The sequence below is a fragment of the Luteolibacter yonseiensis genome (genome assembly GCF_016595465.1).
Taxonomy (GTDB): domain Bacteria; phylum Verrucomicrobiota; class Verrucomicrobiia; order Verrucomicrobiales; family Akkermansiaceae; genus Luteolibacter; species Luteolibacter yonseiensis.
Genome location: NZ_JAENIK010000004.1, coordinates 1 through 26,143 on the forward strand (window position 1 = coordinate 1; position 26,143 = coordinate 26,143).

At 58.2% G+C, this 26,143-nt stretch carries 19 protein-coding genes, 2 tRNA genes and 3 rRNA genes; 11 read left to right on the forward strand and 13 right to left on the reverse strand.

Annotated features, from left to right (window positions below):
• Window positions 1-112: 112 nt before the first annotated feature.
• The 7 genes from rrf to JIN84_RS01735 all read right to left on the reverse strand — a co-directional run bounded on the left by rrf (window position 113) and on the right by JIN84_RS01735 (window position 8,380).
• Window positions 113-228 (reverse strand): 5S ribosomal RNA (gene rrf / locus JIN84_RS01705).
• Between the two features lie 193 nt (window positions 229-421).
• Window positions 422-3,280, reverse strand: a 23S ribosomal RNA gene (locus JIN84_RS01710).
• 280 nt (window positions 3,281-3,560) lie between these two features.
• Window positions 3,561-3,637 (reverse strand) — tRNA-Ile (locus tag JIN84_RS01715).
• A 58-nt stretch (window positions 3,638-3,695) separates the two neighbouring features.
• Window positions 3,696-3,771, reverse strand: a tRNA-Ala gene (locus JIN84_RS01720).
• A 246-nt stretch (window positions 3,772-4,017) separates the two neighbouring features.
• Window positions 4,018-5,557 (reverse strand): 16S ribosomal RNA (locus JIN84_RS01725).
• The 16S, 23S and 5S rRNA genes sit together here with 2 tRNA genes alongside, the layout of an rRNA operon.
• 601 nt (window positions 5,558-6,158) lie before the next feature.
• Window positions 6,159-7,655, reverse strand: coding sequence for a sensor histidine kinase (locus tag JIN84_RS01730; protein ID WP_200349283.1), 1,497 nt, complete (start codon window positions 7,653-7,655; stop codon window positions 6,159-6,161).
• Between the two features lie 2 nt (window positions 7,656-7,657).
• Complete coding sequence (locus JIN84_RS01735; protein ID WP_200349284.1) at window positions 7,658-8,380, reverse strand: response regulator transcription factor; 723 nt, start codon at window positions 8,378-8,380, stop codon at window positions 7,658-7,660.
• Window positions 8,381-8,525: 145 nt separating this feature from the next.
• On the opposite strand from JIN84_RS01735, the gene JIN84_RS01740 reads away from it, so the two are divergent.
• Window positions 8,526-9,062 carry an EF-hand domain-containing protein gene (locus JIN84_RS01740; protein WP_200349285.1) on the forward strand — a complete coding sequence of 179 codons (537 nt, stop codon included), beginning with the start codon at window positions 8,526-8,528 and terminating at the stop codon, window positions 9,060-9,062.
• A 180-nt stretch (window positions 9,063-9,242) separates the two neighbouring features.
• Here the strand turns inward: JIN84_RS01740 and JIN84_RS01745 are convergent, their stop codons facing one another.
• Entirely contained in the window at window positions 9,243-9,629 is a 387-nt protein-coding gene (locus tag JIN84_RS01745) for an RNA-binding S4 domain-containing protein (protein ID WP_200349286.1), read from the reverse strand.
• An 80-nt stretch (window positions 9,630-9,709) separates the two neighbouring features.
• Between JIN84_RS01745 and JIN84_RS01750 the strand changes: the two genes are divergently transcribed.
• A complete protein-coding gene (locus tag JIN84_RS01750; RefSeq protein ID WP_325099563.1) occupies window positions 9,710-10,315 on the forward strand; it encodes a ribonuclease H-like domain-containing protein in 606 nt (201 codons plus the stop codon).
• A gap of 335 nt (window positions 10,316-10,650) precedes the next feature.
• On the opposite strand, the gene rph is transcribed toward JIN84_RS01750, so the two are convergent.
• Genes rph through rpe form a run of 4 tightly spaced genes read right to left on the reverse strand, consistent with a single transcriptional unit; the run spans window position 10,651 to window position 13,951 of the window.
• Window positions 10,651-11,433, reverse strand: a complete 783-nt coding sequence (gene rph, locus JIN84_RS01755) for a ribonuclease PH (RefSeq protein WP_200349287.1) — start codon at window positions 11,431-11,433, stop codon at window positions 10,651-10,653.
• 48 nt (window positions 11,434-11,481) lie between these two features.
• A complete protein-coding gene (locus tag JIN84_RS01760; RefSeq protein WP_200349288.1) occupies window positions 11,482-12,279 on the reverse strand; it encodes a phthiotriol/phenolphthiotriol dimycocerosates methyltransferase in 798 nt (265 codons plus the stop codon).
• 2 nt (window positions 12,280-12,281) lie between these two features.
• Entirely contained in the window at window positions 12,282-13,313 is a 1,032-nt protein-coding gene (locus JIN84_RS01765) for a hypothetical protein (RefSeq protein ID WP_200349289.1), read from the reverse strand.
• Entirely contained in the window at window positions 13,310-13,951 is a 642-nt protein-coding gene (rpe, locus tag JIN84_RS01770) for a ribulose-phosphate 3-epimerase (RefSeq protein WP_325099543.1), read from the reverse strand. The genes JIN84_RS01765 and rpe overlap by 4 nt, the downstream gene beginning before the upstream one ends.
• 147 nt (window positions 13,952-14,098) lie before the next feature.
• Between rpe and JIN84_RS01775 the strand changes: the two genes are divergently transcribed.
• From JIN84_RS01775 to JIN84_RS01795, 5 genes are all read left to right on the forward strand, one after another.
• On the forward strand, window positions 14,099-14,704 hold the full coding sequence (locus tag JIN84_RS01775) for a PEP-CTERM sorting domain-containing protein (protein ID WP_200349291.1): 606 nt from the start codon (window positions 14,099-14,101) through the stop codon (window positions 14,702-14,704).
• A 57-nt stretch (window positions 14,705-14,761) separates the two neighbouring features.
• Complete coding sequence (gene tadA, locus JIN84_RS01780; RefSeq protein WP_325099544.1) at window positions 14,762-15,295, forward strand: tRNA adenosine(34) deaminase TadA; 534 nt, start codon at window positions 14,762-14,764, stop codon at window positions 15,293-15,295.
• Between the two features lie 113 nt (window positions 15,296-15,408).
• Entirely contained in the window at window positions 15,409-16,422 is a 1,014-nt protein-coding gene (locus tag JIN84_RS01785) for an NHL repeat-containing protein (protein WP_200349292.1), read from the forward strand.
• A 124-nt stretch (window positions 16,423-16,546) separates the two neighbouring features.
• Entirely contained in the window at window positions 16,547-17,800 is a 1,254-nt protein-coding gene (locus tag JIN84_RS01790) for a hypothetical protein (protein ID WP_200349293.1), read from the forward strand.
• Between the two features lie 17 nt (window positions 17,801-17,817).
• On the forward strand, window positions 17,818-19,140 hold the full coding sequence (locus JIN84_RS01795; RefSeq protein WP_200349294.1) for a hypothetical protein: 1,323 nt from the start codon (window positions 17,818-17,820) through the stop codon (window positions 19,138-19,140).
• Between the two features lie 28 nt (window positions 19,141-19,168).
• Here the strand turns inward: JIN84_RS01795 and JIN84_RS01800 are convergent, their stop codons facing one another.
• The gene (locus tag JIN84_RS01800; RefSeq protein WP_200349295.1) at window positions 19,169-19,738 is read right to left on the reverse strand and encodes a hypothetical protein; all 570 of its coding nucleotides are present in this window, start codon (window positions 19,736-19,738) and stop codon (window positions 19,169-19,171) included.
• Between the two features lie 441 nt (window positions 19,739-20,179).
• On the opposite strand from JIN84_RS01800, the gene JIN84_RS01805 reads away from it, so the two are divergent.
• The 4 genes from JIN84_RS01805 to JIN84_RS01820 all read left to right on the forward strand — a co-directional run bounded on the left by JIN84_RS01805 (window position 20,180) and on the right by JIN84_RS01820 (window position 26,094).
• Window positions 20,180-21,439, forward strand: a complete 1,260-nt coding sequence (locus JIN84_RS01805; RefSeq protein ID WP_200349296.1) for a hypothetical protein — start codon at window positions 20,180-20,182, stop codon at window positions 21,437-21,439.
• Window positions 21,440-21,442: 3 nt separating this feature from the next.
• Entirely contained in the window at window positions 21,443-22,717 is a 1,275-nt protein-coding gene (locus tag JIN84_RS01810) for a hypothetical protein (RefSeq protein WP_200349297.1), read from the forward strand.
• A 106-nt stretch (window positions 22,718-22,823) separates the two neighbouring features.
• Window positions 22,824-24,776, forward strand: a complete 1,953-nt coding sequence (locus JIN84_RS01815; protein ID WP_200349298.1) for an RNA polymerase sigma factor — start codon at window positions 22,824-22,826, stop codon at window positions 24,774-24,776.
• 10 nt (window positions 24,777-24,786) lie between these two features.
• Window positions 24,787-26,094, forward strand: coding sequence for a hypothetical protein (locus tag JIN84_RS01820; RefSeq protein ID WP_200349299.1), 1,308 nt, complete (start codon window positions 24,787-24,789; stop codon window positions 26,092-26,094).
• The last annotated feature ends 49 nt before the right edge of the window (window positions 26,095-26,143 follow it).

Here is a 26,143-nt window from a genome sequence, read left to right on the forward strand (position 1 = left end):
CCGGTTATGCTCCTCCTCTCTCCACGATCCTTTCCACCCTTTCCACCCTTCCCTCTCTCCTCCCCCCGCACAAAAAAAGAGCCCGGCTCCCTTTTACAGGAGCCGGGCATATACCTGGCGACGACCTACTCTCACAAGACCTATCGTCTCACTACCATCGGCGCTGCGGCGTTTCACTTCCGGGTTCGGAATGGGACCGGGTGGTTCCACCGCGCTCTGGTCACCAGAGGGCAATCCTGGAGCCAACTTCCATTGGCGCAAAACTGAATCTCTGACGATCTGAGCTATGTCTTTGTCGACGGTCAAGCGGGCTTCGTTCCCTTCGCCCGCTCCCTGACATCCACACGGAGTTTTCAATAATTCCAAAACCTGATTTCCTCAGGTCCATTCACGGTCTCTTGTCTTCACTAATTCAAAAATAGGAATCAAGCCAAACGGATGATTAGTACTTCTCGGCTGAATACGTTACCGCACTTACACCTGAAGCCTATCAACGTCGTAGTCTTCGACGATCCTTTGGGGAAAATTCATCTTGGGAGCAGCTTGGCGCTTAGATGCTTTCAGCGCTTATCTGTTCCATACTTAGCTACCCGGCCATGCCCTTGACAGGACAACCGGTGCACCAGAGGTATGTCAATTCCGGTCCTCTCGTACTAGGAACTGAACCCCTCAATTTTCCTGCGCCCACAGAGGATAGAGGACCGAACTGTCTCGCGACGTTCTGAACCCAGCTCGCGTGCCGCTTTAACCGGCGAACAGCCGGACCCTTGGGACCTTCTCCAGCCCCAGGATGCGACGAGCCGACATCGAGGTGCCAAACTTCATCGTCGATATGAACTCTTGGATGAAATCAGCCTGTTATCCCTAAGGTACCTTTTATCCGTTGAGCGACGGCAATTCCACATTCAACCGCCGGATCACTTAGGCCTACTTTCGTATCTGCTCGACTTGTGGGTCTCACAGTTAGGCGGGCTTATGCCTATGCACTCGACACACGGTTACCGACCGTGCTGAGCCCACCTTCGCGCTCCTCCGTTACTCTTTGGGAGGATACCGCCCCAGTAAAACTGACCGGCTGACAATGTCTCTCGCCCGGATTCACGGGTCGAGGTTAGATCTTCCAACACCCAAGGGTGGTATCTCACTGGCGACTCCGCCATCCCCTAAAGGATGGCTTCAAAGTCTCCCACTTATGCTGAGCATGAAAATCGAAAAACCAATGACAGCTTACAGTTAAGGTCTATAGGGTCTTTCCGTCCTTCTGCGGGTAGGCGGCATCTTCACCGCCATTACAATTTCACTGAGCACCTGGTTGAGACAGCGCCCAACTCGTTTCACGATTCGTGCAGGTCGGAACTTACCCGACAAGGAATTTCGCTACCTTAGGACCGTTATAGTTACGGCCGACATTCACGGGGACTTGGGTTCAAAGCTTCGCATTGCTGCTAACATCTTGCCTTAATCTTTCCGCATTGGTCACGTGTCACATCCTATACTTGGACTTGCGTCTTGGCAGAATGCTGTGTTTTTGCTAAACAGTCGGTTGGGCCATTTCACTGCGGCCTAGGTAAACCTAGGCACCCCTTCTCCCGAAGTTACGGGGCCAATTTGCCGAGTTCCTTAACCAGGGTTCACTCTTACGCCTTGGTATATTCTACCCACCCACCTGTGTCGGTTTACGGTACAGGTTCCTTAGCATACACCGGATCTTTTCTCGGCACCTTCTTTGGTAATGCGGATCGGCCGTAGCCTCACCTCGGAATTCAATCACCTAGTTACCTCCAAAAATGCGTCAATCCGGGTTAAGGGTCGGAAGTGCAGGAATATTAACCTGCTGTCCATCGGTTACGCCTGTCGGCCTCACCTTAGGTCCTGACTAACCCCGGGACGAAAATCGTAGCCCGGGAAACCTTGGGTTTACGGCGGACGGGGATCTCACCCGTCTTATCGTTACTCATGTCTGCATCCTCTCTTCTTGATACTCCACGGTCAGTCGCCATCGCGCTTCAATGCAATCAAGAATGCTCCTCTACCGCTCCCGTCCCCAGGGACGGAAGCCCAGAGCTTCGGTATAACGCTTATCGCCAATCATTTTCGGCGCGGAATCTCTCGATGAGTAAGCTATTACGCACTTTTTAAATGGTGGCTGCTTCTAAGCCAACATCCTCACTGTCTGTGAAATTCCACATCCTTTCCACTTAGCGTTATTTAGGCACCTTAGCTGCTGATCAGGGTTGTTTCCCTTTTGACGATGAAGCTTATCCCCCACCGTCTCACTGCCGCGTTCTGTTGAATGGTATTCGGAGTTTGATAGGGGTTGGTAGACGGGTATGCCCCCTAGCCCTTTCAGTGCTCTACCCCCATTCATAAACACGCGACGCTGCACCTCAATGCATTTCGAGGAGAACCAGCTATCACGGGGTTTGATTAGCCTTTCACTCCTACCCTCAGCTCATCAGAGAATTTTTCAACATTCACCTGTTCGGTCCTTCACGCAGTATCACCTGCGCTTCAACCTGGCCAAGGGTAGATCACCTCCGCTTCGGGTCTAGCACGTGCAACTAAGGTCGCCCTGTTCGGACTCGCTTTCGCTTCGCCTCCGTCCCCTAAGGACTTAGGCTCGCCACACATACTAACTCGCAGACTCATTAAGCAAAAGGCACGCCATCATCCCCGAAGGGACTCTGACACCTTGTAGGCACACGGTTTCAGGTTCTATTTCACTCCGCTCACAGCGGTTCTTTTCACCTTTCCCTCACGGTACTTGTTCACTATCGGTCGCTAACTAGTATTTAGCCTTATGCCGTGGTCGGCACAGATTCATACGGCGTTTCACGTGTGCCGTATTACTCAGGAACTCCCTAAGGCCTCGTTGGATTTCGGTTACGGGGGTATCACCCTCTGTGCCGGAACTTTCCAGTTCCTTCACCTATCCATTGAGGTCCCATGACGGGGTCCTACAACCCCGGGAGCAAGCTCCCGGTTTGGGCTGATCCGCTTTCGCTCGCCACTACTGACGGAATCGATTCTCTTTCTTTTCCTCCGGTTACTGAGATGTTTCACTTCACCGGGTATCGCGTCTTCTTTCTTAACTTCCCATATGATCCTAAGATCGGGCTTCGGAAAGAAACGATGGCTTATTAAAACCACCAGGTTACCCCATTCGGAAATCTCCGGATCAAAGCGTATTTGCCGCTCCCCGAAGCTTATCGCAGCTTAACACGTCCTTCATCGCCTGTTAGCACCAAGGCATCCACTGTGTGCCCTTTAAAGCTTGATTCCTAATTGAAATCAGCCACGCGGACTTTTCCTTATCTTCCGATGAGGATAGTTTCCACGCTTTGCAGGTCTTTCGACCTGCCTACTGCCGGCATCTCTGCCGGCTTTGCCGTAAAAATTGATGTATTTGGGAATTAGAATATATTCAAGGACCGCTAAGAATGGCTCTTTATGAGTCATCAATATTTATTGCAGTCTTGAAATTATTTGTTTCTCCATGTGGATGTCAAAGAGCGGACTCGTTTTTTCAGTATGGAACTTCAATCTCTTCGGTAATGGAATGGTGGGCCTGATAGGACTCGAACCTATGACCCCCGCCTTATCAAGGCGGTGCTCTAACCAACTGAGCTACAGGCCCATTTGGATTCCACAAAGCGTTCCCTCCGTTGCCGGAGTCCGAGGCGCTTCATGAAAGATGGTGGAGGTTAACGGATTCGAACCGTTGACATTCTGCTTGCAAAGCAGACGCTCTACCAACTGAGCTAAACCCCCTTTACCGAGGGTGCCCGTTTCACGGGGTGGTGTTGAAGTGAGGAGAAAAGATTAAATTGTGCACTGCGTAACCTATCAATAAATACACAGTTGCGTGGTTTTTTGGTTTGGAACATCCTGCGATGTTCCGGTTTTAAGTGTTTCAGGTGTCTAACTTGCGTTTTGACAACCCCATCCCCCGTTGCCGGGAGCGGGGTCTCGACCTTTCACAGGGACCGTGAGAACGGTTTGTGAATTTCTCCGTAGAAAGGAGGTGATCCAGCCGCAGGTTCCCCTACGGCTACCTTGTTACGACTTCATCCCAGTTACCAGCTACACCTTAGGACCCTACCCCCTTGCGGTTGGTACGGGCACTTCGGGTGCGACCGGCTTCCATGATGTGACGGGCGGTGTGTACAAGACCCGGGAACGTATTCACGCCGTCGTAGATGATACGGCATTACTAGCGATTCCAACTTCATGGAGGCGAGTTGCAGCCTCCAATCCGAACTGAGCCCAGTTTTGCAGATTTCCTCCACCTCGCGGTCTCGGTTCTCATTGTGCTGGGCATTGTAGTACGTGTGCAGCCCAAGGCGTAAGGGCCATACTGACCTGACGTCGTCCCCACCTTCCTCCCAGTTGATCTGGGCAGTCTGACTAGAGTTCCCACCTTCACGTGCTGGCAACTAATCACAAGGGTTGCGCTCGTTGCGGGACTTAACCCAACATCTCACGACACGAGCTGACGACGGCCATGCAGCACCTGTGCAAATTCCCCGAAGGGTCACGCGCTTTCACGCGCTTAGAGATGCATGTCAAGCCTTGGTAAGGTTCTTCGCGTTGCATCGAATTAAGCCACATACTCCACCGCTTGTGCGGGTCCCCGTCAATTTCTTTGAGTTTTAGTCTTGCGACCGTACTTCCCAGGCGGCACGCTTAACGCGTTAGCTCCGGCACAAGGGGGGTCGATTCCCCTCACACCAAGCGTGCACCGTTTACTGCTAGGACTACAGGGGTATCTAATCCCTTTCGCTACCCTAGCCTTCGAGCCTCAGCGTCAGGAATTGTCCAGTAGCTCGCTTTCGCCACGAGTGTTCCTCTTGATCTCCACGCATTTCACTGCTACACCAAGAATTCCAGCTACCTCTCCAATCCTCAAGCACGGCAGTATCGGATGCAGTTCCGGGGTTGAGCCCCGGGATTTCACATCTGACTTACCGCGCCGCCTACGCTCCCTTTACGCCCAGTGATTCCGAACAACGCTCGGGACCTTCGTATTACCGCGGCTGCTGGCACGAAGTTAGCCGTCCCTTCCTCTTCTGGTACTATCAATCATGTCCGCTATTAACAGCCATGCCTTACTCCCAGATGACAGGAGTTTACAATCCGAAGACCGTCATCCTCCACGCGGCGTTGCACCATCAGGGTTGCCCCCATTGTGAATTATTCTCGACTGCTGCCACCCGTAGGTGTCTGGACCGTGTCTCAGTTCCAGTGTGCCTGATCGTCCTCTCAGACCAGGTACCCGTCGTAGCCTTGGTGAGCCGTTACCTCGCCAACAAGCTGATAGGGTGCGAACCAATCCTTCAGCGACAGCCTTGCGGCCACCTTTAATCTTGCGATACCATGGGGTATTAATCCAAGTTTCCCTGGGCTATTCCCCACTGAAGGGCATGTAATTCACATGTTACTCACCCGTGCGCCACTAAACCAGAATTGTATTACTACTCAACTGATCCCGTGCGACTTGCATGTCTTAAACACGCCGCCAGCGTTCGTTCTGAGCCAGAATCAAACTCTCCGTAAAAATGATCTGATCTTTCAGATGCCGTCGCCGGCACCCGCGATTCAAATCGGGGTTGTTGACTTCAAGAGCCAACTTCCGCGCACTGTTTCGATATTGAAACCAGATGCGCAGCGCACAATTTAATCTTTTTCCTCTTCCCAGCGATATCATAGTCTGCTTACGACCGCCTTGCTTGAAGCGTCGGAATCCTTCGCAGGACTTGAATCCTTCGCAGGATCCACCGGTTCACTTTCTCACTTGGCACGATTACCGCTGAGCCATACTGTCAAAGAGCTTGTTTCGAGGGGACTAAAAAGCCGATCGGGTGGTTTGCACCGCGATCGACCGTCTGTCTCTCGGTCGCCCTCCGTCGTGGCGACGGGGAGACCCTAGATTGACCGGCCGCCCCCGGTCAATCCATTTCGTGATCATTTTTATTCCTTTTCTTGCCACAGAATTCCAATTGACTGAAATTCAGGCAATTCGATCAGCAAAGCGTTCGAAAAAAATTTGATTCAACGCCTCTTAATGCACGATTCGGGCCGATATTCGGGCATAATGCGATTCGAAATTGGTAACAGAGTGGTCACTATCCCCTATTCTCAGCGAGGTCTTTCCCAAATCAGGCGTTGCGGGTGGGTTGTCGCAGCCGGAATGTCACCCGGAAGCCTCCGGCAGAGGGAAGAGAGGCGGCACAATCACCACCGCACGCTTGGATCGCAGTCCTTACAATGGCGAGACCGAGTCCGCTGCCGCCGGTATCCCGGCTCCGCGAAACGTCAGGCCGGTAAAATGGCTCAAACAACCGGGACAGCTCTTCTGGAGAAACCCCCGGACCGTCGTCGGTGATGGATACCTCCACAAACTCCCCGCGTTCAACCGCTTCAATGGTGATGCGCGCCTGTTCTCCCGCATGGATCCTGGCATTCCTGACAAGATTGCCCACAGCGCGGGTAAGGAGTGTGGGATCCGCAACCACCTGTAGTTCAGGAGAAACGCTTATCTGCAAGGGATTCACCCCACCTTCCCTCGCGGCGACCTCACGTACGAGCGGTTCCAACGAAACCACCTTCTGCTGCGGTGTGCGGTTCCCGGCGCGGGAAAATGCGAGAACCTCTTCCACCAATGTCGCCAGCTCTTGAGCGTCAGCCTCGATCGATGACAAATGCCGCTGATCCACGTCTGCCAGCTTCATTTCGAGAATTCCCAATCCTGTCCGCAAGCGGGCGAGAGGAGCACAAAGCTCATGCGCGGCATCTCCGAGAAAACGCTTTTGGCCGGAAATCAAGTGATCCAGACGCCCCGCCATGACTTCGATCGCCTGGCCGAGCTTCCCCAACTCGTCCCCTCCCCGCCGCGGCAGGGTGATTTGGAATTGGCCTGCCGCGATCCGGTCCGCGGCAAGTGTCAACTTTCCGATATAGCGCGTGATGCCCCAGACAAATGGAGCCCAAAACGCCAGGCTCAATGCCAGCACCGCCAATCCCCCCCACAGCCAAGGCCTGAATTCGAAAAACATCCCCTCCCCATCCAGCCGTTCGGACCGGACCAGGAGCAATTGCGGACCACCGCGAAGCGCTACCTGCACTCCTGCCCAGTAGCCGTTTCCTTTTTCACCCCGCGCGAGAAAAATCGGCCGGCTGACAGGGAAGGACGTGGGAGGGTCCTCCCGCGGCATCATCTCCTCATCCTCCCTCGGTGGCGGGCCGAAATCGTCCGGAAAATCATGATCCGGAGGAGGTCTCCGTCCGTGTGGTGGTGGCGGACGCCGATGCCCCTCTCCCCTGGGAGGCGGCATGGTCCGGATTTTCTCCATCACGTTCCGAGGAATTTCCGAAGGGGTCCAGTCATCCAGGAGCCGCGCCACCACCTTCTTCTCGCTCGCCAGCGAATCAATCACACCACGCCATTCATCCCTCGGGAGCCCGTGAACCCCCTCGCGCGCCTCGTCTCCGAAATCCCGCAACCGCTCGCCCGCCGCGCCGCTCAGAAGCGAATCCAAACCCATTCCCAACTGCCACCCGACAAAACCCACGAACGCCAGCGCCAGAATCCCCAGATGCAGCAAGAGCCACACGAGCACCTTCGTCATCAGGGAAACATGGAAGCGCGTTTTCATCATCAAGCGAAATCACCCACCTCGGGTTCGTGCAGTGAATAACCGATGCCGCGGATCGTCCGGATGAACCGTGGATTCTTCGCGTCATCACCCAGTTTTTTCCGCAAGGAAGAGACGTGCACATCGATCGAGCGATCATAGACATCAAAGCGCCTTTCCGACACCTCCTCGATCAACCGTTCCCGTGTTTTCACCCGGCCCTTCGATTTCAGAAGTGCGGTCAGGATGGCAAACTCCAATGCCGTCAGATCCAAGACCTGCTCACCGAGAACCACCGTGTGCGTTTCCTCACACAACCGCAGGGCACCCGCGCACAGCTCCACGGGCAGGTCGTTTCCAGGCCTCACCCGAGCCCGCCGTGTCACGGCGCGGAGCCTTGCGAGCAGTTCGCGCGAGGAAAATGTCTTCGGCAGATAATCATCCGCACCCAGCTCCAACCCGACGATACGGTCCGCCTCATCGCCCAATGCCGTCAACATCAGCACCGGCACGTCGGACTTTTTCCGCAGCTCGCGCAACACTCCGAAGCCATCCATTCCCGGCATCATCACATCCAGAATCACCGCTTCATAAGGAAAGGCCAGCGCCTCCGCCAATCCCTCCGGGCCGGTGTGGCGCAGTTCCACCTCATAACCCATCGGCATGAGATAGTCCCGGATCAATCCCGCCAACTTGCGATCATCATCCACCACCAACAGACGGCGATTTCCTGAAACTTCCAGCATTGGAAATCTCTTAGCAGACCCACTCCGCCTCCGCCCACAGGATTTACATGAATTTTACACTTTCGGGCGGATCTCCACACACTTCGTTTACACACGAGCTGTTTCATCAGCATCGTTCCCACTGGAGCGTCACTCAATAAACCATATGAAGACCATCCGCATCCAGCTCCTGCTTGCTCTTGCCGCAGGATTCACCGCCACGGCCCAGCCGCCGCAACAAAAGCAGCAGGGCGACCGCCGTCCGCCACCATCACCCATCATCGGCGCCCTCGATACCGATCACGATCACACGCTCTCGGCTGAGGAAATCGCAGCCGCCGCCACCTCTCTCGCCACGCTGGACAAAGACGGCGACGGGGCCATCACACGTGAGGAACTCCCCGCGCCGCCGCCACCACCACGCGAGGGCAAGTCCCGCGACGAGGAAGGCAAAAAGACCGGCAAGCCCGACCGGAAGCCGCCTGCTCCACCCGCGCCACCGATCATCGCAACACTCGATGTGGATCACGACGGCATCATCTCCGCAGAGGAAATCAAAGCCGCTCCAGAAGCACTCAAGACGCTGGATAAAAACGACGACGGCCAACTGACTCCTGAAGAACTCCACCCCAAGGGAGGGGGCCGTCCGCCACGCGGAGAGCGTCCACAAGCTCCCCCACCGGAAGAGGCTGAGGAGCCATAATTTCCCCGGACTCCCCCGACCCGGCATGGCAGTCTCTGCCGTGCCGGGATTTTTTATTGTCCACCGGAGATCCCGGATCCGCCGATCCAAAGGAGAGATGGAAATCCCCCTCTCCACCGCAGAGTAAGCAGTGCCAGTGCCATGGGCCGGCTCCGTCCGCTCCCCATTCCGGGTCCTCCTTCAAACGTCGTCCCAAAACCCGTGGATCTTATCGATCTCACGCCGGTCCTTCTTCGTCGGCCGCCCCCCCGCCGCCTCTTGTTTCGCAATCTGCCATTGCTTGAGAGCTTCGTAGACGTCGGGAGCGGTCAGATCCTCGTAGCATATTTGGGCTTCGGGAGCACCCACCCGTTTCGCGATGACCCCCTTCACGGAAATTTTTCTGATGCCCGGGCCCTCCACGAACGGGATTTCCAACAAGTCCCCCACCTGCACGGGAGACGCCGGCTTCAGGGGATGTCCGTTGCGCTTCAGTTTTCCCGTCATGCACACATCCGCCGCGATGCCGCGGGTCTTGAAGAAGCGTGTGGCCCACAGCCATTTGTCGGCACGGATGGAATCGGACATGATCGTGATGAAACTTGGGCGATTCCGGCAAGGAGGGCGATGCCAAATTGAGGTGACACAACCTCCATGGCTTGGACTGTGTGCTTGCGGCCTATCGGATCCTCCCGCTACAAACGCGCGTGGCCGGGAAAAACATCGTCTATTTCGACTTGGAAACGCAGCGCAGCTTCGGCGACGTGGGGGGATTCTCAAACAAATCCAAAATGGGCGTCTCCGTGGGCGTCACTTACAGCACCGCGCGCGGGACGTATGAAATCTACCCCGAAAGTGAGATGGAAAAGCTCGGCGAAGAACTGGTCAAGGCGGATCTCGTCGTCGGCTGGAACCACATGCAGTTCGATTACCCGGTGCTGCAACCCTACGTTTTCCACACCATGGTCGAGCAAACGATCAATCTGGACATGATGCTGGAGCTTGAGAAAATCGTCGGTTTCAGGCTGAAGCTGGACTCGGTGGCGTCCGCCTCGCTCGGCATGGGCAAGACAGCGGATGGGCTCGACGCGCTGCGCTGGTGGCAGGAGCACAAGAAAACAGGACAGTTCGCCCCGCTGCGGAAGATCGCGGAATACTGTGCCTTCGACGTGAAGGTCACCAAATGCGTGCACGAATACGCGATGGAGCACGGATTGCTCAAATACGACGACAAGAGCGGCCGTGTCGCCGAGGTCGCGGTGGATTGGAAATAGCCAGGCTCCTTCCTCCGGGTGAAGCCATCCGGCCCCGCATGGGGAAAAAAGAGGGGCCCGGGCAAACCTCCCCTCTTTGCTCAAATCACAGCCAGCCAATCTGTTGGCACACCTTCACCACGGTCCAGATGAACACGATGGTGAGCGAGATGATGTAAACGTAAGCAGCGGCTTCGATGGATGAGCGGGTCATTGCGCGGGTCTTCTACCCAGATGGTGGGATTTCGCCAAGTGGAAAGTAGGCGGTGCCTGACAGCGGTCGCCGCTGCAACAGCAGCCCTCCCAATCTCGTTGGAATGCGGGACGATTGAGAGAGATGGGGTTCATGAAGAATTTCAGCGCTTTCCAAACGCAGCCGTCAGGGATGCCAGATCCGCTGGAGCGGCGCGATCCGCGGTAAGGATCGCGGCCTTTTGAAGCGAGATGATTTCGGAAATCCCTTTCCGCGAGAGCTCCAGCATGGCGGTCATTTCCTCGGACGAGAAAACGGCTTCCTCACCGCTGCCCTGAACTTCCACGAATTCGTTGGATTCCGTCATGACGACATTGAAATCCACCGAGGCATCCTTGTCCTCCGGATAGTTCAGGTCCAGCACGGGCACTCCCTGGTAAACGCCCGCGGACACCGCGGCGACAAGCTTTTTGACGGGGAATTGTTTCAACCGTCCCTCCGCCATCAACTTGTTCAGGGCGATGGCCATGGCGACACAACCGCCGCTGATGGAGGCGGTGCGGGTGCCTCCGTCGGCCTGGAGCACGTCACAGTCGATCCAGATGGTCCGTTGGCCGATTTTTTTCAAATCCACACAGGCGCGCAGCGCCCGACCGATGAGACGCTGGATCTCCGACGAACGCCCGTCGAGCTTGCCCCGGGAAATGTCGCGTGGCTTACGCTCCAAAGTGGAATACGGCAGCATGGAGTATTCCGCGGTGAGCCAGCCACCCTCGACCCGCTGGGCACGCATCCAGCGCGGCACGTCGTCCTCGATGGTGGCGGAACAGATGACGCGTGTGTCGCCAAAGGAAACCAGCACCGAGCCAGTGGCGTAAGGGGCCACGTTCGGAATGAAAGAGATAGGGCGGAGTTGATCGTTCTGGCGACCGTCTGGGCGTGTCATGGATACAGTGAAATCAACCACCGCACCTGCTGCAAGCGCGGAGAAATCTCACGCCTGTTGGAAACAATACGACCGATAGGAGAGCTGCCCGTCCCGAAGCGCGTTGTAAACCCGCGAACCCGTCACGCCGGCGAAGTCGCGGCCGAGGCCGTGCAGGAATTTCGGCAGCTTTTTATCCAGCAACGCCTGGGAGCTGGCGGAGTTTTTCTCCATGCCCCGCAGGACATCCGGACCGATGTCGCGGGTTTTGAGCTGCCGGAGAGGGATGTTTTCAATCGCTTTCTCCCATTCCGGAATGCCATCGCTGAAGCGGAAATCCGCATAGAGAAAGTGGCCGCCCGGCCGGAGAACGCGGGCCACCTCGCTGAGGAATTTCGGAAAATCCGGATAACAGTGGGAGGCCTCGACGTTGATAACGGCGTCGAACGTATGATCTGGAAACGGCAGGTTTCCGGCGTCTCCCTGAATGAAATCCAGCCCGGCGACGCGGTGGCGTTTTTTACAGAATTCGATGCCTTTCGGATTGAGATCGAGGCCGGTGTATTTCTCCGGACGCAAGGTGCGGGTGAGATAGGAAGCCCCGCCGCCGTGGCCGCAACTGACTTCGAGCACGTTTTTTCCCGCGAGATCCGCCTGGGTGCCGACGTGGTGGTAGAGTTGGACACACGCCCGGTGCGGTTCGTCCGCAGGCTCCAGTGGGATGCCAAGCGGCGGCTCGGTTTCGAAAGCGTAATTCAGGAAAACCACCCCTTCTTCATGGAGCCTCCGGGTAAGGAAGGGATACCACAGCCTCCAGATGGCCTTGCGGATGGGGCCGATGGCGAAGAGATGATCGATGATGGGCATGTTCAGAGTTCTTCGTCCGGTTGTTCCTCGTCGCCCATTTCCTCGGCCTTCTTTATCTCCTCTTCATCCTCCGCACTCATCGCCTCGTTCTCGTCAGGTACCGGCACGCGTTCGACGGTGACGGGGGGAACCGGTTCGGGTGTCGCACGGGCCTCGCCCCGCATTTTCGGGATTTTTTCGAGAATCGCGCGAGCCTCGGCGAGCGATGCCTGGTACTGGCCCATCTGGCCGGAGGACAGGATTCCGTCGAAGCAATTGAGAGTCTCTTCCAGATCACGTCGCTGGCTATCAAGCACCTTTTGATGGGCCTGGGCCGGATTTTCCGACGGAGCTCCGTCTTCATCGATTTTGGTGAGCAAAAGGATGCCATCCATCGAGAGTTCCTTGTTGTTCGTGGGCAACATGGACTTGTCCAACAAGAGCGTGGCAGCGTCTGGAATCGCCTGCATTTCGTTCTTCGCCCTCAGTCTCAGACGCTTGAGAACCTCCTCACGCTGCTCGGGCGAGAGATCGATGTCCTCGATGGCTCCCAGAATCATTTTCTGGGCGCGGGATTCGACCCGGTTTTCCCGTTCGCGGACCCTCAGTTCCTGGAACTTCGCCAGTTGCTCTGGAGAAAGCAGCTTGGTAAGTCCTTCCTCGATGGCTTTTCCACGCGTGGCCAGGTCCTGGAGAACCGGTACATTTCCGTCCATGGCGGCCTGCACGTCCTCGATAAGCTTGATGATATCCCCCTGTTGATCGATACTCAGGCCCAGCGCTTCGGTCAGGCGGAGCATACGGGCTTCATCGCGGGTTTTCGGCCCTTTGTCAGCCGCGTCGGCAAGCGGGAAGTCGCTGGCTTTGACATCTTTCGGCCGCTTGTTGTCGCCAGACGGGCTGGTGACGCCGGACTCCGCGCGCGGAAGCCGCTTGGCCGGGGACTCCTCCACCTGCCGGGCCGCCGTGGCGGCAGGATTGCCGGGCTTCGCCACCCATGCGAGGGTGAAGCCGAGAACGGCGGTGACGGCGGGAAGTAGGAACTTGGATTTCATGCGGTGCGGATGGCGGTGATCGCTGCGGCCATGTCGGCCGCGCGGAAGGTGGACGAGCCCGCCACCATCACATTCGCTCCAGCGGAATAGCAGCGGGCGGCGGTGGTGGCGTCGATGCCTCCATCCACTTCAACGTGGTAGCGCAGCCCATTTGTCTGTCGAAATGCCGTGGCCGCGGAGATTTTCTCCAAAACCTCCGGCATGAACGCCTGCCCGCCGAAGCCCGGGACCACCGTCATGCAAAGCAGCAGGTCGATTTCTCCGAGGAATGGAACCACCTCGCTGAACGGCGTGGCCGGGTTCAGCGCAAGGCCCGCCTGGCAACCCGCCTCCCGGATGCGCCGGAGCGTTTCCGCCACATCGTGCTCCGCTTCGACGTGGACCGTGATGAGATCCGATCCTGCGGAAATGAACCGCTCGAGGTAGTGGTCCGGCCGGGAAATCATCAGGTGCACGTCGAGAAAAATGTCGTTCGACTCATGCACCGTCTGGATCATGGCCGGGCCGAAGGAAATGTTGTCCACGAAATGGCCGTCCATCACGTCCATGTGCATCCAGTCCGCCCCGGCATGGATCGCCCGGCTGACTTCTTCCCCCACGCGCGAAAAATCCGCCGCCAGCAATGAGGGGGCGATCACTCGGTCCGTAAAAATTTTCGGTATCACAGGCGGGATACGAACCACGGATTCCCCCATCCCGCACGGAAAATTTTCACGGACCTCGGACCCGGGCCGTGCGAATTGTAAAATTGACAGATGGACGGGGATCTCTAACAGATATCGAAGATGAAATACAAAATCGCATTCCCGGGACGGCTGGCTTCCTGGCTGGGTATTATGAGTGTCCTATGCCTGAGCCTTCCCGCGTCAGCGGCCACTCTCATTCTGCGAGACTGGGCCAGTCTGCCTTTTCCTCCGGATGCGACTCATGCGGACCGATACCCCTTCCCCAACGAATTCACGCTGTCCGAGACCAATCCCATCACACAGATCGAGATGGACTACCGCAACCTGCCGAATATTCCCGGAGTGGGAATCCACGAGATAAAGAGCGCGGCATTTTTGTTCGCGCCTGCCGATGTCGCCAGCACGACGATCTTTGAAAACACTGCGGAGAGATTCTGGGCGCGCATCGTGTTCAGAACCGCAGGGGGAGATCGCCGGTTGACCGGTCTCAACGACCCATCGGCACCCTCTTTCGTGGCCTTCCATGGATCAGCCGCGGGAGGAGCGAATACATCAACAAAATGGACCGTCACCTACCTGAACGGAGCAACCGCTGTTTATGACAACGGGATCGTTCCCGAGCCGGGCACCATGGCAGTGGTCGCGATTTCGGCCGTTTTGGGGTTGTCGTGCCGGAGGAGGCACGTGACGGGAGCCACGGCATAAAGGAAAAGGCAACTGCTTCAGATTGCATCCCGTCCTCGCACCCGCTACGCCTCCGGCGTGGAAAACGAAGGCCCCATCATCGACCTGCAGAGCGACGCCTATTTCATGGGCCAGGCCCTGCGCGAGGCCCGCAAGGCCTACGCCGCGGGAGAAGTCCCTTGCGGGGCGGTCATCGTCCGGGACAGCCGCATCATCGCCCGGGCCTGGAACCAGGTGGAAACACTCAAGGACGCCACCGCCCATGCGGAAATGCTCGCGCTCTCCGCGGCCCAGGTCGCCGTGGGGGACTGGCGGCTGGAGCGATGCACGCTCTACGTCACCAAGGAGCCTTGCCCGATGTGCGCCGGGGCCATCGTCCACTGCCGCCCGGAACGCGTCGTTTTCGGTTGCCCTGATAGCAAAGCGGGAGCCGCCGGCGGATGGATCAATCTGCTGGAGGCGAATCCCCCGCTCAACCACCGCTGCGACGTCACCTCGGGAGTGCTCGGCGAGGAATGCCTCTACCTGCTCCAGAGCTTCTTCCGCGAAGCCCGGGAGCGGAAAAAAATCGAACGCCTCAACGGCGGAACACCGGAGACCGGGGGGGACTGATCCCCGGTCGCCGGATATCCCGACCCGGAGGCGGATCCCATGACCGACCTCCCTGTTTATCCAGTAATCCTCTTCTTGCTTCCCTCGTCCTACATGTTAGGAATGCGGGTCTTATGCGTTTCCTAATCCTGCCCTTCCTCATCGCCCCGCTCGCGTTCGCCCATCCGGATCACGGCACCAAGCCGGGAGACGATCCCGGCACGGCGGTGAAAACCGGCAATGGCGCATGGTCCTACGAAGCGGTTCCGCACTGGGGTGAACTGCCGGGCGGAAAAATCATCGGCCCCACCCACGGTGGTGTGGTCGTGGATGACGACAGCGGGTTGATCTACGTTTCAACGGATTCCGCGCTTTCCGTGCTCGTCTATGAGCCGGGTGGCAAGCTTCGCGACACCATCGCCCCGGAATGCCAGGGATTCCACGCCATGGCCATCCGCAAGGAAGGCAACAAGACGGCCATCTACGGAGCCCAGCTCAACGGCAACAATCCGCCCCTCCGCATTTGCAAAATCGACACCAGGGGGAAACTCCTGCTGGAAATTCCCAACGCCTCCACCGGTGAAGTCCCGGGCGGTTGGAGTGGGGTCACGGGCGTCACCGTCGCCCCGGACGGAGCCATCTTCGCCTCGATGGGCTACGGCTCGAACATCATTCACAAGTTCGACGAGAACGGCAAACTCTTGAAATCCTTCGGCAGCAAAGGGCCGGATGAAAAGCAATTCAACACCCCTCACGGCCTCGCCATCGACACCCGCTTCGGCGATCCGCGCCTGCTTGTCGTGGACCGCGAGAAGCGCCGCCTCGTCCACCTCGATCTCGAGGGCAATTGGATCGGCGTGCACGCGTCGAACCTGCGCCGCCCCTGCTCCGTGAGCATCCTCGGGGACACCCTTGCCGTTGCCGAGCTTGAATCGCGGGTGACCATCCTCGACAAGACCGGCACCCCCGTTTCCTTCCTTGGTGACAATCCGGACAAGTCCCAGTGGGCCAACTTTGGTGTCGCCCCGCAGGACATGAAGCTCGGAATCTTCACCGCTCCCCACGGCCTCAGCTTCGACAAGGCGGGCAACCTCTATGTGCAGGATTGGAACAAGACCGGTCGCGTGACGAAGCTCACGAAACTGTGACATCCCGTCGGTCGCAATCCGCTTGGGAATGTTTCAACCTGTTCGGAGATGGTGGAAAATCCGGCGGCTTTTCCAACACCATCCTCATTGACATGGGCGGAAAAAACCGTCGAATGCCATCAAGTTGAAAGTCATCATCTTCATCCCCCCCATCGCGGCGGTGGTCCTGGCAGGGAGCCTGCTCTCCACGCAGCATCATTCCATCTCCACGTTGGAAATTGAAAGCACGCGGCTGCGCGAACGCATCGCCAGAGCAAAGGCGTCGCCGGAGGAAACGCATTCAAAACAGACAGCCAAGTCCGCTCAGGCGAAGTCCAAGGACGCGCCGGACTGGAAAAAAATTTCTGAAGCGATGCTGGAAATGCGGACCAACGGCGGCATGGGCGACATGCGCGAAATGATCCGCATGCACCAGCGCCTTCAGGCCATGACCAAGGAGGAGATCGTCGCCGCTTTGGACGAGATCGCCGCCCTCGACCTGTCGCCGGCGGCCCGGTCCGCCTTGGAGCAGATGTTCGTCGAACCGCTTGCGGAAAAAGATCCGGAGCTGGCGCTCAACCTTTTCTCAGACCGGTTTGGGGACGACCGCGGCGACCTCATTTGGCAACTTTCGAACGCGTTGGGAAAATGGTCGAAAAAGGACCCGGTCAAGGCCACCGCCTGGTTTGATCAACAGATCGCCGCAGGGAAATTCGACAGCAAGTCGTTGGATGGGAAAAACCGGATGCGGATCCAGTTCGAGGGCCGCCTGATCTCCACCCTCCTCGCCTCGGATGTCCAAGGAGCCGGCCAGCGTCTCGCCGGTCTTCCGGAAGAGCAGCGTGCGGAGGCGTTGCAATCGGCCAACCCCGGCCAACTCAAGGAGGAGGACCAGAAGGCCTACGCGGATCTCGTCCGTTCGCAGATACCGGAGAACCAGCGGAACCACACCCTCGCCGAGCTCGCATCAAACCTGGTTTCCAAGGGCTATCCGGAAGTGACCGCCTATCTGGACCGAATCGCCGCCAGCTCCGACGAACGGAGGGCCGCGGTGGAACAGGCCGCCACCACAAAAATCAGGCAGTCAGGTCGTGAGAAAGAGATTACCACCGAAGACATCGACGCCATGCGTGGATGGGCGGAATCGCAGGTCCCCGGCAGCGCGGACGCCATGACCGGCAAGGCCCTCACAAGTTCCTACCGTGACCGTGGGAAATTCACTTTCTACAATGCCGCCGCACTCGCTGTGAAGTATCACGAAACCAGTGGAAATGACGAGGTTCTCGTCAATTTCCTCGGCGGTTGGGAGGCTCGTGAACACAAGGAGGAGTCCGCCAGACTCGCCGGGAAAATTTCCGATGAGAAACGCCGCGAGGAGATCCTCAAGAACCTCAAGTAAGCCAGGCAGCCACCGTCATGAAAATTTCCATCGCCATCTCGATCCTCATCCTCGCACTCGCCGCCGCATTCGGCTGGCGTGGCAGCCAGCGGCTGGAAGTGGTCCGCAAGGACCACAGTCGGCTTGTCGCCGAAGCGGCGCAACTTGGCATCGCCGCGGACACCGCACATCCCGCCGGCTCCGCCCCGCTCACCAAACGGACGGAACGGGAAGACCAGGAAAAGGCAGCCCGGCTCATCGCGAAGGAGTTCATCGCCTTCGCAAGGGAGATGGAAGCCGCCGAGAGCAAGGGCCAGGCTCCGGACGAAGCGGCGCAGAAACGCATCATGGAGATTCTCGACCGGTTGATGTCGCTGGATGGTAAGCAGCTGAAGATCCTCATCGCCGAAGTCCGGGCCACGCCGGACCTCAAGGATGATACCCGGGAAGGTCTTATCGGCTTTTCCGTCATGAGCCTCGCCAGCGAACACCCGCAGGCCGCTCTGGCGCTGTTCACCGAATCCGCGGACATCTTTACCTCGAACGGAATGGGCGAACATCTCGTCTCCTCATCCCTGGGCAACTGGGCGAAAAGCGATCCCGCCGCCGCTCTCGCATGGGTGCGTGCCAACAGTGCGAAATTTCCCGATCTCATCACCCAGGACGCCAAGCGCGGCCTCATCCAGGGAGCCGCCACGAATGATCCCAGACTCGCCTTCAAGCTCATCGGGGAGCTGGGCATCGAGGAACCCAATGAAACCCTTTCCGGAATCGCCCGCGCTGCCAAAACTCCGGAGGCGCGGACCGCCACCTTCACCGCCCTCCGCGAATACCTCGCCACGATCAATGATGAAGAAGCGCGCAAAAGAGCGGCCGGCACCGCATCCGTGAACTTGGGAAGCGGCCTGGCGGCGGATGGGTTCGAATCCGCCACGAAATGGTTGGACTCCTCGGACATGACCCCTGCGGAACTGGAATCCGTGGTCAATGGAATCTCCGGCGGAGCCGCCAAAGCCGAGACGGGCAGGTGGGTCGGCTGGATCAGCGAAAAACTCCCCGCCGACAAGGCGGACAACAGCATCCGGGATCTGGTCAGGCAATGGACCCGGAACGACTACCAGGCCGCCGGCACGTGGCTGGGCACCATGCCTGAAGGTCCCGCGAAAAACACATCGGTAAGAAGCTACGCCGAAACCATCTCGAAGTATGAGCCCGAAGCAGCCGCGCAATGGGCCGTGACCCTGCCACCCGGCAAGGAACGCGACCGGACGCTAAGGAACATCTATCACAACTGGCCGAAAAAGGACGAAGCGGAAAAAGCGGCGGCCGAGGCGTTCAAGGCGCAGCACGGCATCGAATAGGAATCATTCCGGAAGACCATCATTCTTCTCACGCGGACCTGCGCCAGCCGTCGTGATCGTGTTTTTCCGCCAGTGCCACCACCCGCAAGGGCCGCCGTGGAATACGGCCTGCCTTGGCCGCATCCCTGACCAGGTCTTCCAGCGTCAATGGAGCGAACTCCCGCTCATAGGTCCCCGCGCTCGCGGCCCCCGTGATGACTCCGGCCACCGCCTCGGCGGGGTCGGAAATGAGCGAAAGGCTCTCCTCGAGCAAATGCGCGAGATCCTCACGGTCCTCCGGCAGATCAAAGACCGCCGCCAGCACATCGTGCGACGCCTGGGCCGTCGCAGCCAACGCGGCGGATGTGGAGCTTCCGGACGACAGTCCATGGAACATATAGCCGTTTCCCGATCCCAGCACCGCATGAATGCCATCATGAATCGCCAGGAGCCTGATGGATTCCACCTTTCCCGCCGCTTCACGATGGTTGGCGAGGCGGTTCAGGAAACGGGTGGCGATGTGATCCCAGGCAAGGATCATCGAGTCGAGCAACGGGTTGTTCAGGTCGAAGGCCAGCGCGGTGACCAGACGGGAAAATTGAGGTGTGGGAAGATGCATGATGTTGGAAAATGAAGGTGGAGAAACAGGAGAGCGGCGGCGGAATGGTCCGCTCCGGTCGTGAGACCGGGGCGGACCTTTTTACCAGCCAACCACGGCGTTCAAAAAAAGGATGGGGCGATACCAGCGATGAGGCGGAACAGTTTCCCACCGGGCGGAAAAAGCAGCGGCGGATCAACAAAGACCGTCTGCCGCGACGAACATCGCGAGCGGAGAATGGGCAGCCTGAAGTTTCATGATTCGCGGAGGTGAGAAGGGTGTTCCCGATCTTGCCACGCACCTCACACAGAAGGTGGCGACGACCGAATCTGGTCCGGCTTTCCGAATAAGGCAAGCATTAAATTACTATATTAAGCAATTTTATAATGTTTTAATTATCGGGCCATGCGCCTCGGTTTCTCCGTTGACAGCAGGAATCGATATCCGGGAAATTCTGTTTTGTTGAAACCGCTCCAGTTCCTACTTCCGGCAGCGACATTGGTTCTCGGTTCCTATTGGATCACCCACCAGGTGGGGACGCTTGCGGAGGTGGAACGTGGCAACTTGGAACTGAAGACCAAGATCCGGAGCGGTTCCGTTTCCCGCTTCGATCAGCCGACGGAGACAGAGGAGCCGGTCATCAGGATCGGAAACGATTCCCACCCTCCGGACTGGAAAACAATCCTCGCCCGGTTTTCACAAATCAAAACCGGCACTCCATACAATCCAAATATCATCAACCAGCAGCTCGGCGCGATGGATTCGGACGAATTGCTCGCCGCCTTGGATGAGATCGAGAGGTTGGAGGCATCGCGCCGGGAGAAGGATTGGCTGGTCGCGATGGTGGTCGGACCGCTGATGAAAAAGAACACCGAGGCGGGACTCGACCGTTTTATCGATCGACTCGAAGACGCCGGAAGCGGATTCCTCGACGACTTGAACCGGGCCTTCGGGCAATGGGTGGAGGACAACCCGGCGGGTGCGCGGGCATGGTTTGATCGCCAGATCATGGCTGGAAATTTCGACAGCAGGACGATCGATGGCAGATCCCGGTCCCGAGTGGAATTCGAATCGATTCTGATGAAATCCATGCTGGCGGCAAATGTGTCGGACGCGCGTGACCGGCTTGCCGGGATGCACCAGGACCAGCGGGTCGAGGTGATGCAGGCATTCCAAGTCCCGGAGCTCAACGACCAGGAAATCAAAAATTATGCGTCTCTCGTCCGGGAACAACTGATGGAGGAGGATTCAAACCGTGTCATCGCGCGGACCACGGCCCGCGCGTTGATCCAATCCGACCTCGCCGGGGTGTCCCTCCAGTTGGATCGTATCGGCGCGACGCCGGCGGAACGCGTGGAGGCGGTCAAACAGGTGTGGTCGAATATCGAGATGGGTTTCGGCCCCTATCGCAGGTTGAGTCTCGAAAGGATCGATGCCGCACGAACGTGGATGACGTCCCAGGCGCCGGATGCGGATGTGGAACGGATGATCGGCGGAACATTGGCCAAGGCCGCCAGGCAGGGAAGCCTGTCGTTTCCGGAGGCGCTGGCACAGGCCATTGTCTACTATGAAAATAGTGGCAAAGAAGACGGACTGGCGGGCTTCCTGGAAAGTGATGTCGCGGCGGAGCACCGTGCCGAAGCGATCCCTCTGCTGGACAAGGTGTCCGACACGGAGGTCCGTACCAGGCTGGTGAAAAAACTCGAATCGGGAGACCGGTGAATCATGAGAACCTCCCTTTCACTCACGCTCGTCCTGCTGGCGGTGATCGTCCCGATCGGATGGAAAAACCATCACAAGATCCAACATGCTCTGGATGTCCGGCAGCGCCTTGAAAAAGAAACCGCCGGTTCCGCCCTCGATTCCGGCCCGGGCGGTTTCCCCACCAAACGCCCCAGGGAAACACGCTCTCCGGACGCAGGACAACTCACCGCGGACATCCTCGCCTTCCTGAAGGAGCCGAAAAAGCCAGCTCCGGACGGGAAGGATGTCCACCTCGGGAGTCTCAGCGGACGCATCCGCGAGCTGAACGCGGGCGAGCTGAAGCAGCTCGTGGCCGATCTGAATTCCACTGATCTCCCTGAGAGCGGGGATCGCGAGAATCTCATGAGGATTTCCCTCCGCATCCTCACGGAGAAGAGCCCGCAACAGGTGCCGCTTCTCTTTTCCCAGATGCCGGATTTATACAAACGTCTTGCCCCGGCGGAATCCATCGTTGCCGCGGCACTTGGCGAATGGGCGAAAAGGGATTCATCAGCGGCGGTGGAATGGTTCCGTGAGAATTCAAAACAGCACCCGGAGCGGTTTTCCGCGCTGACGGGATCCGCCCTCGTCAGGAACGCGTCCGAGCAGGACCCGACGCTGATGTTCAAATTCATCCGGGAGCTTGGAGTCACCGAACTCTCGATGGATCGCCTCGTCCCTCAATCGGGGAAAACGCCCGAGGGCAGGACATCGATCTTGAAGGCGCTTAGGGAGCATCTCGCCACCCTGCCGGACAAGGCGGAGTCGGAAAAAATCCAGTCGCAGGTCCTCGGAGAATTCGTTCGCCAGACCGTTTACGAAGGCTACCCCGCAGCTACCCGATGGTTGGAGTCATCCAGGCTGGAGCCGGAAGAGCTGGCGGTTTTCGCCAGGCATTTGGGCAGTTGCGGCATGTATGACGAGACAGGGAAATGGACCGAATGGATGAGCCGGAAACTGCCTCCCGCCCAAGCCTCGGAAACGATCCAAACCATGGTCGCCAGCTGGAGCCGGACCCACTACAAGGCCGCCGGACAGTGGTTGGCAACCGCCCCGGAAGGTCCGGCGAAAACAGCGGCCATCCGCGGTTATGTCGAAACCGTTTCCCGTCACGACCCGATGAATGCGGCGCAATGGGCGATGACCCTGCCGGCGGGAAACGACCGGGATTCGACACTCAGGCTCATCCACCAAAACTGGCCGGAGGGAGATTCCCCGGAGAGGGATGCCTTTGCCAAAAAACACGGGATTGATTGACCTCCCGAACCGGGGACTTCCGCCTTCGCCTTTCAGTCGGTAGGATGAAATTTCCAAAAAATATTTGTCCGTTTTCTTCCGCGCCCGGACAGATCCATTCCAGAACATGCAGAACACCTCCCCCACCGATGCCGAACTCCTAGCCGAATGGGTGAGGCATCAGCGTGAGGCCGCGTTCCACCAACTCGTGACGCGCTATGCCGGGCTGGTCCACGCCGCAGCCCGGCGCATTGGCAACGATGATGCTCTGGCAGACGAGGCAACCCAACTCGTTTTTATCCTGCTAGCCCGGAAAGCAGGATCGCTCGTCTCGCGAGGGTCGCTGGCTGGTTGGCTCCACCTCACCGCAGTCATGCAGACGAAAAATCTGCTGCGCGCCTCCCGCCGTGAAAACCGCAAGCGCACCTCGCTGCAAGCCGCCATGCAAAACCAACCCCATCACCCGCACGATTCATGGAAGGAAATGCAGCCAGAGCTTGATGAAGCGCTCGCCGCATTGTCGGAAAAGGATCGGGAAGCGCTTTTGCTGCGTTTTTACCGATCCCTCGCAGTCAGGGAAGTGGCCCTGATCCTTGGCATCGCCACGGACTCCGCGCAGAAACGCATCGACCGCGCCACAGGGCGGCTTCGTGAGAAACTCGCGAAACGGGGTTGCGTGGCAGGTGGCTCCCTGACCGCCGCCATGCTCACAGGTTTCACCTCCGACGCAAAGGCGGCGGGACTGCCGATTTCCGCCCTGACCAGCAAGGCCATCGCCGCTGGATCCTCCACTTCCCTGACTCTCCCCATCCTCCTGACCACCGTCATGAAAGCCACCACCTTCGCGCCACCCGTCATCGCCCTCATCCTCGGCGGTGCGTGGATCGTCACCCAGCGGCAAACCATCCAAGCGCTGGACCGGCACAGCGATCTCTTGGAAACCACAGTTTCCACCCGCACCTCCGCTCTCATAGCCGACGCCTCACCCGCGAAACTCCAGCGGAGCAACACTTATAAAAACAGCAGGCTTTCGATCGACTGGAGCGTCGTCGCCGAACAATTCGCGAAGGCGAACCCGCCCGGCCAGCTCAATAAGGTCGACCAATTCATGTTGGAGAAGCGGTTGGGTGAAATGACGCAGGAAGATTTGCTGGCCGGGATCGATGATATTTCGAGCCTTGATACTACCAGGGAGATGAAGGAGAGTATGGAGGAAGCTCTTCTGCGCGTGCTCGGCGGGAAATTCCCTGAATTTGCGGTGGTCAGTCTGATCCGGCGCTATCAAGACGCCACCGGGCCCGTCCCGCTCTGTCTTGCGGAGGCGTTCGGAAAATGGGCGCATTACGATTTCGCAAAAGCCTCCGCATGGATGGACGAACAGATCGCCGCCGGAACATTCGACTATAAATCTCTCAGCGGGGAAAACTGGCTGCAGAACAAACTCCAACAGGTCGTGGTAAAATCGCTTCTTTCCCAACCGGGCGACGCCGCCACCCTCCGCGTGATGCAGGTGCCGGAGGAGTCGCGCGAGAACTTTCTCCTCGAAGTGGCGTTGGATCCGCTGAAGCAGGACGAAACAGCCTCTTTCGCCAAACTGGTCAGGAACTCGCTTCCAGTCACCGGACAGCAGAAGGTGTTCAGTTGGGCGGCCTGCAAATTGGCCGAAGACCTGCCAGCGGTCGCGCCGTTTCTGGAGAACATCGGAGCCACATCCGAGGAGCGCGCGTTCTGCGTGGCAAATGTCGCGGTTTCCAAAATTGGAAACATTTCTCTCCAAAGAAAAATCGGCGGCACCGACATCGCCGCGATCCGCAAATGGATCGGAGAGCAGTTGCCGGAAGCCGTGGATCAGGTCACCGCCCGGGTGCTGGACAATGCGGTGCGGATGCGGGCCAAAACGACCTTCTCCGAAGCCGCCGCGTTCGCAGTGGAGTTCTCCCACTCCAGTGGAAATGACGAACTCCTCGGCGAGTTTTTAAAAAGTTCCGCGGCACAATCCAACAAGGATCATGCCCGTACCCTCGCGGAAAAAATCTCCGATGAAGCCCTCCGTAAGGAGATCCTCAAAAGCCTAGACTGATTCCCCGATCATGAAAATCTCCATCGCCGTCACCTTTCTCATCCTCACCCTCGCCGCAGGCATCGGTTGGACCGACCGGCAACGACTCATTGTCGCGACCGCGAGGAACGCCCGACTCGTCTCACGCGCCGCAGAACTCCGTATTCCTGCCTCCTCCCCCACACTGGAACACTCCGCCCCTGTTACCAAACGCGACCGCGACACCCACGACACCGTCGCCAGGGAATCCGTCGGCAGGTTCCTCGCATGGATGCGGCAACTCGATGAAATCCAAAAAACCGGCCTGGCGATCGATGACGCGACGCAGAAAGAAGTAATGATGCAACTGGCCTCCTTCGGCCCTTCCGAAATGGAGATGCTGCTGATCGAAGTGCTCGATAAGAACGAATTCGGCGGGAAGCTCCGCGACGTCGTCCTCTCCATTCCCATGTTGAAACTCGCCAGCGTCAATCCTCTGACAGCGCTGCGCCTCCTGCCGAAATTTTCCGCTACGACACGGGAAGACTCCGACCCGATTCTGGCCAAAGTGATCGAAACTTCCCTGCCCGCCGGAGGACGGACCGATCCCCTAGCGACGGTCGCATGGCTGCGGGAGAACGGAGGGAATTACTCAAAGTTCATCAGGGAGGATGACAAGAGGGGGATTTTATCGGGAGTCGGAAGAAAAGACCCGGCCCTCGCGTTCAAGCTCATCGGAGATTTGGAAATCAAGGACAACCACCAAGCGCTCAAGGCCATTCTCAGTGCGCCAAAGACACCGGAGGAACGCACCGCAACCCTGACGGTTCTCCGCCAGCACCTCGCCACCATCACGGACGAGGATTCCCGTAAGGAAATGTCCAAGTCGGCGGTCGCACACCTTGCGAACTGTTCGCACCAGTACGGCTATGACACCACGATCGAGTGGCTCGCCTCCGCGCGGCTCACCCCTGCGGAGTCGGATGCGTTCCTTTCCACCCTGGTTTATTCCAACGTGAAAAAAGACGCTCCGAAATGGATCGGTTGGATGGAGGAAAATCTCCCGCCAGATCGAGCGGATGAGCATGTTTCCACCATGATGATCGACTGGACGCGGCAAGATTATCAAGCAGCGGGCAAATGGCTGGCCACCACTCCGCAGGGCGCGGCAAGGAACACCGCCGTCCGGGCTTATGCCACCACGGTTTCCACTTACGAACCCGAAGCCGCCACCCAATGGGCGATGACCCTTCCCGCTGGAAAAGACCGCGAACGGACGCTGCGGCAGATCTACGACAACTGGCCGCAGGAAGAATCCGCGGCGAAAGCCGGTTTCGCCAGGGAACACGGGATCAGATGAGTTCCGGCCTGTGGAGCGGCGGCGCAGCCGGCGGGTGGACGCGGGAAAT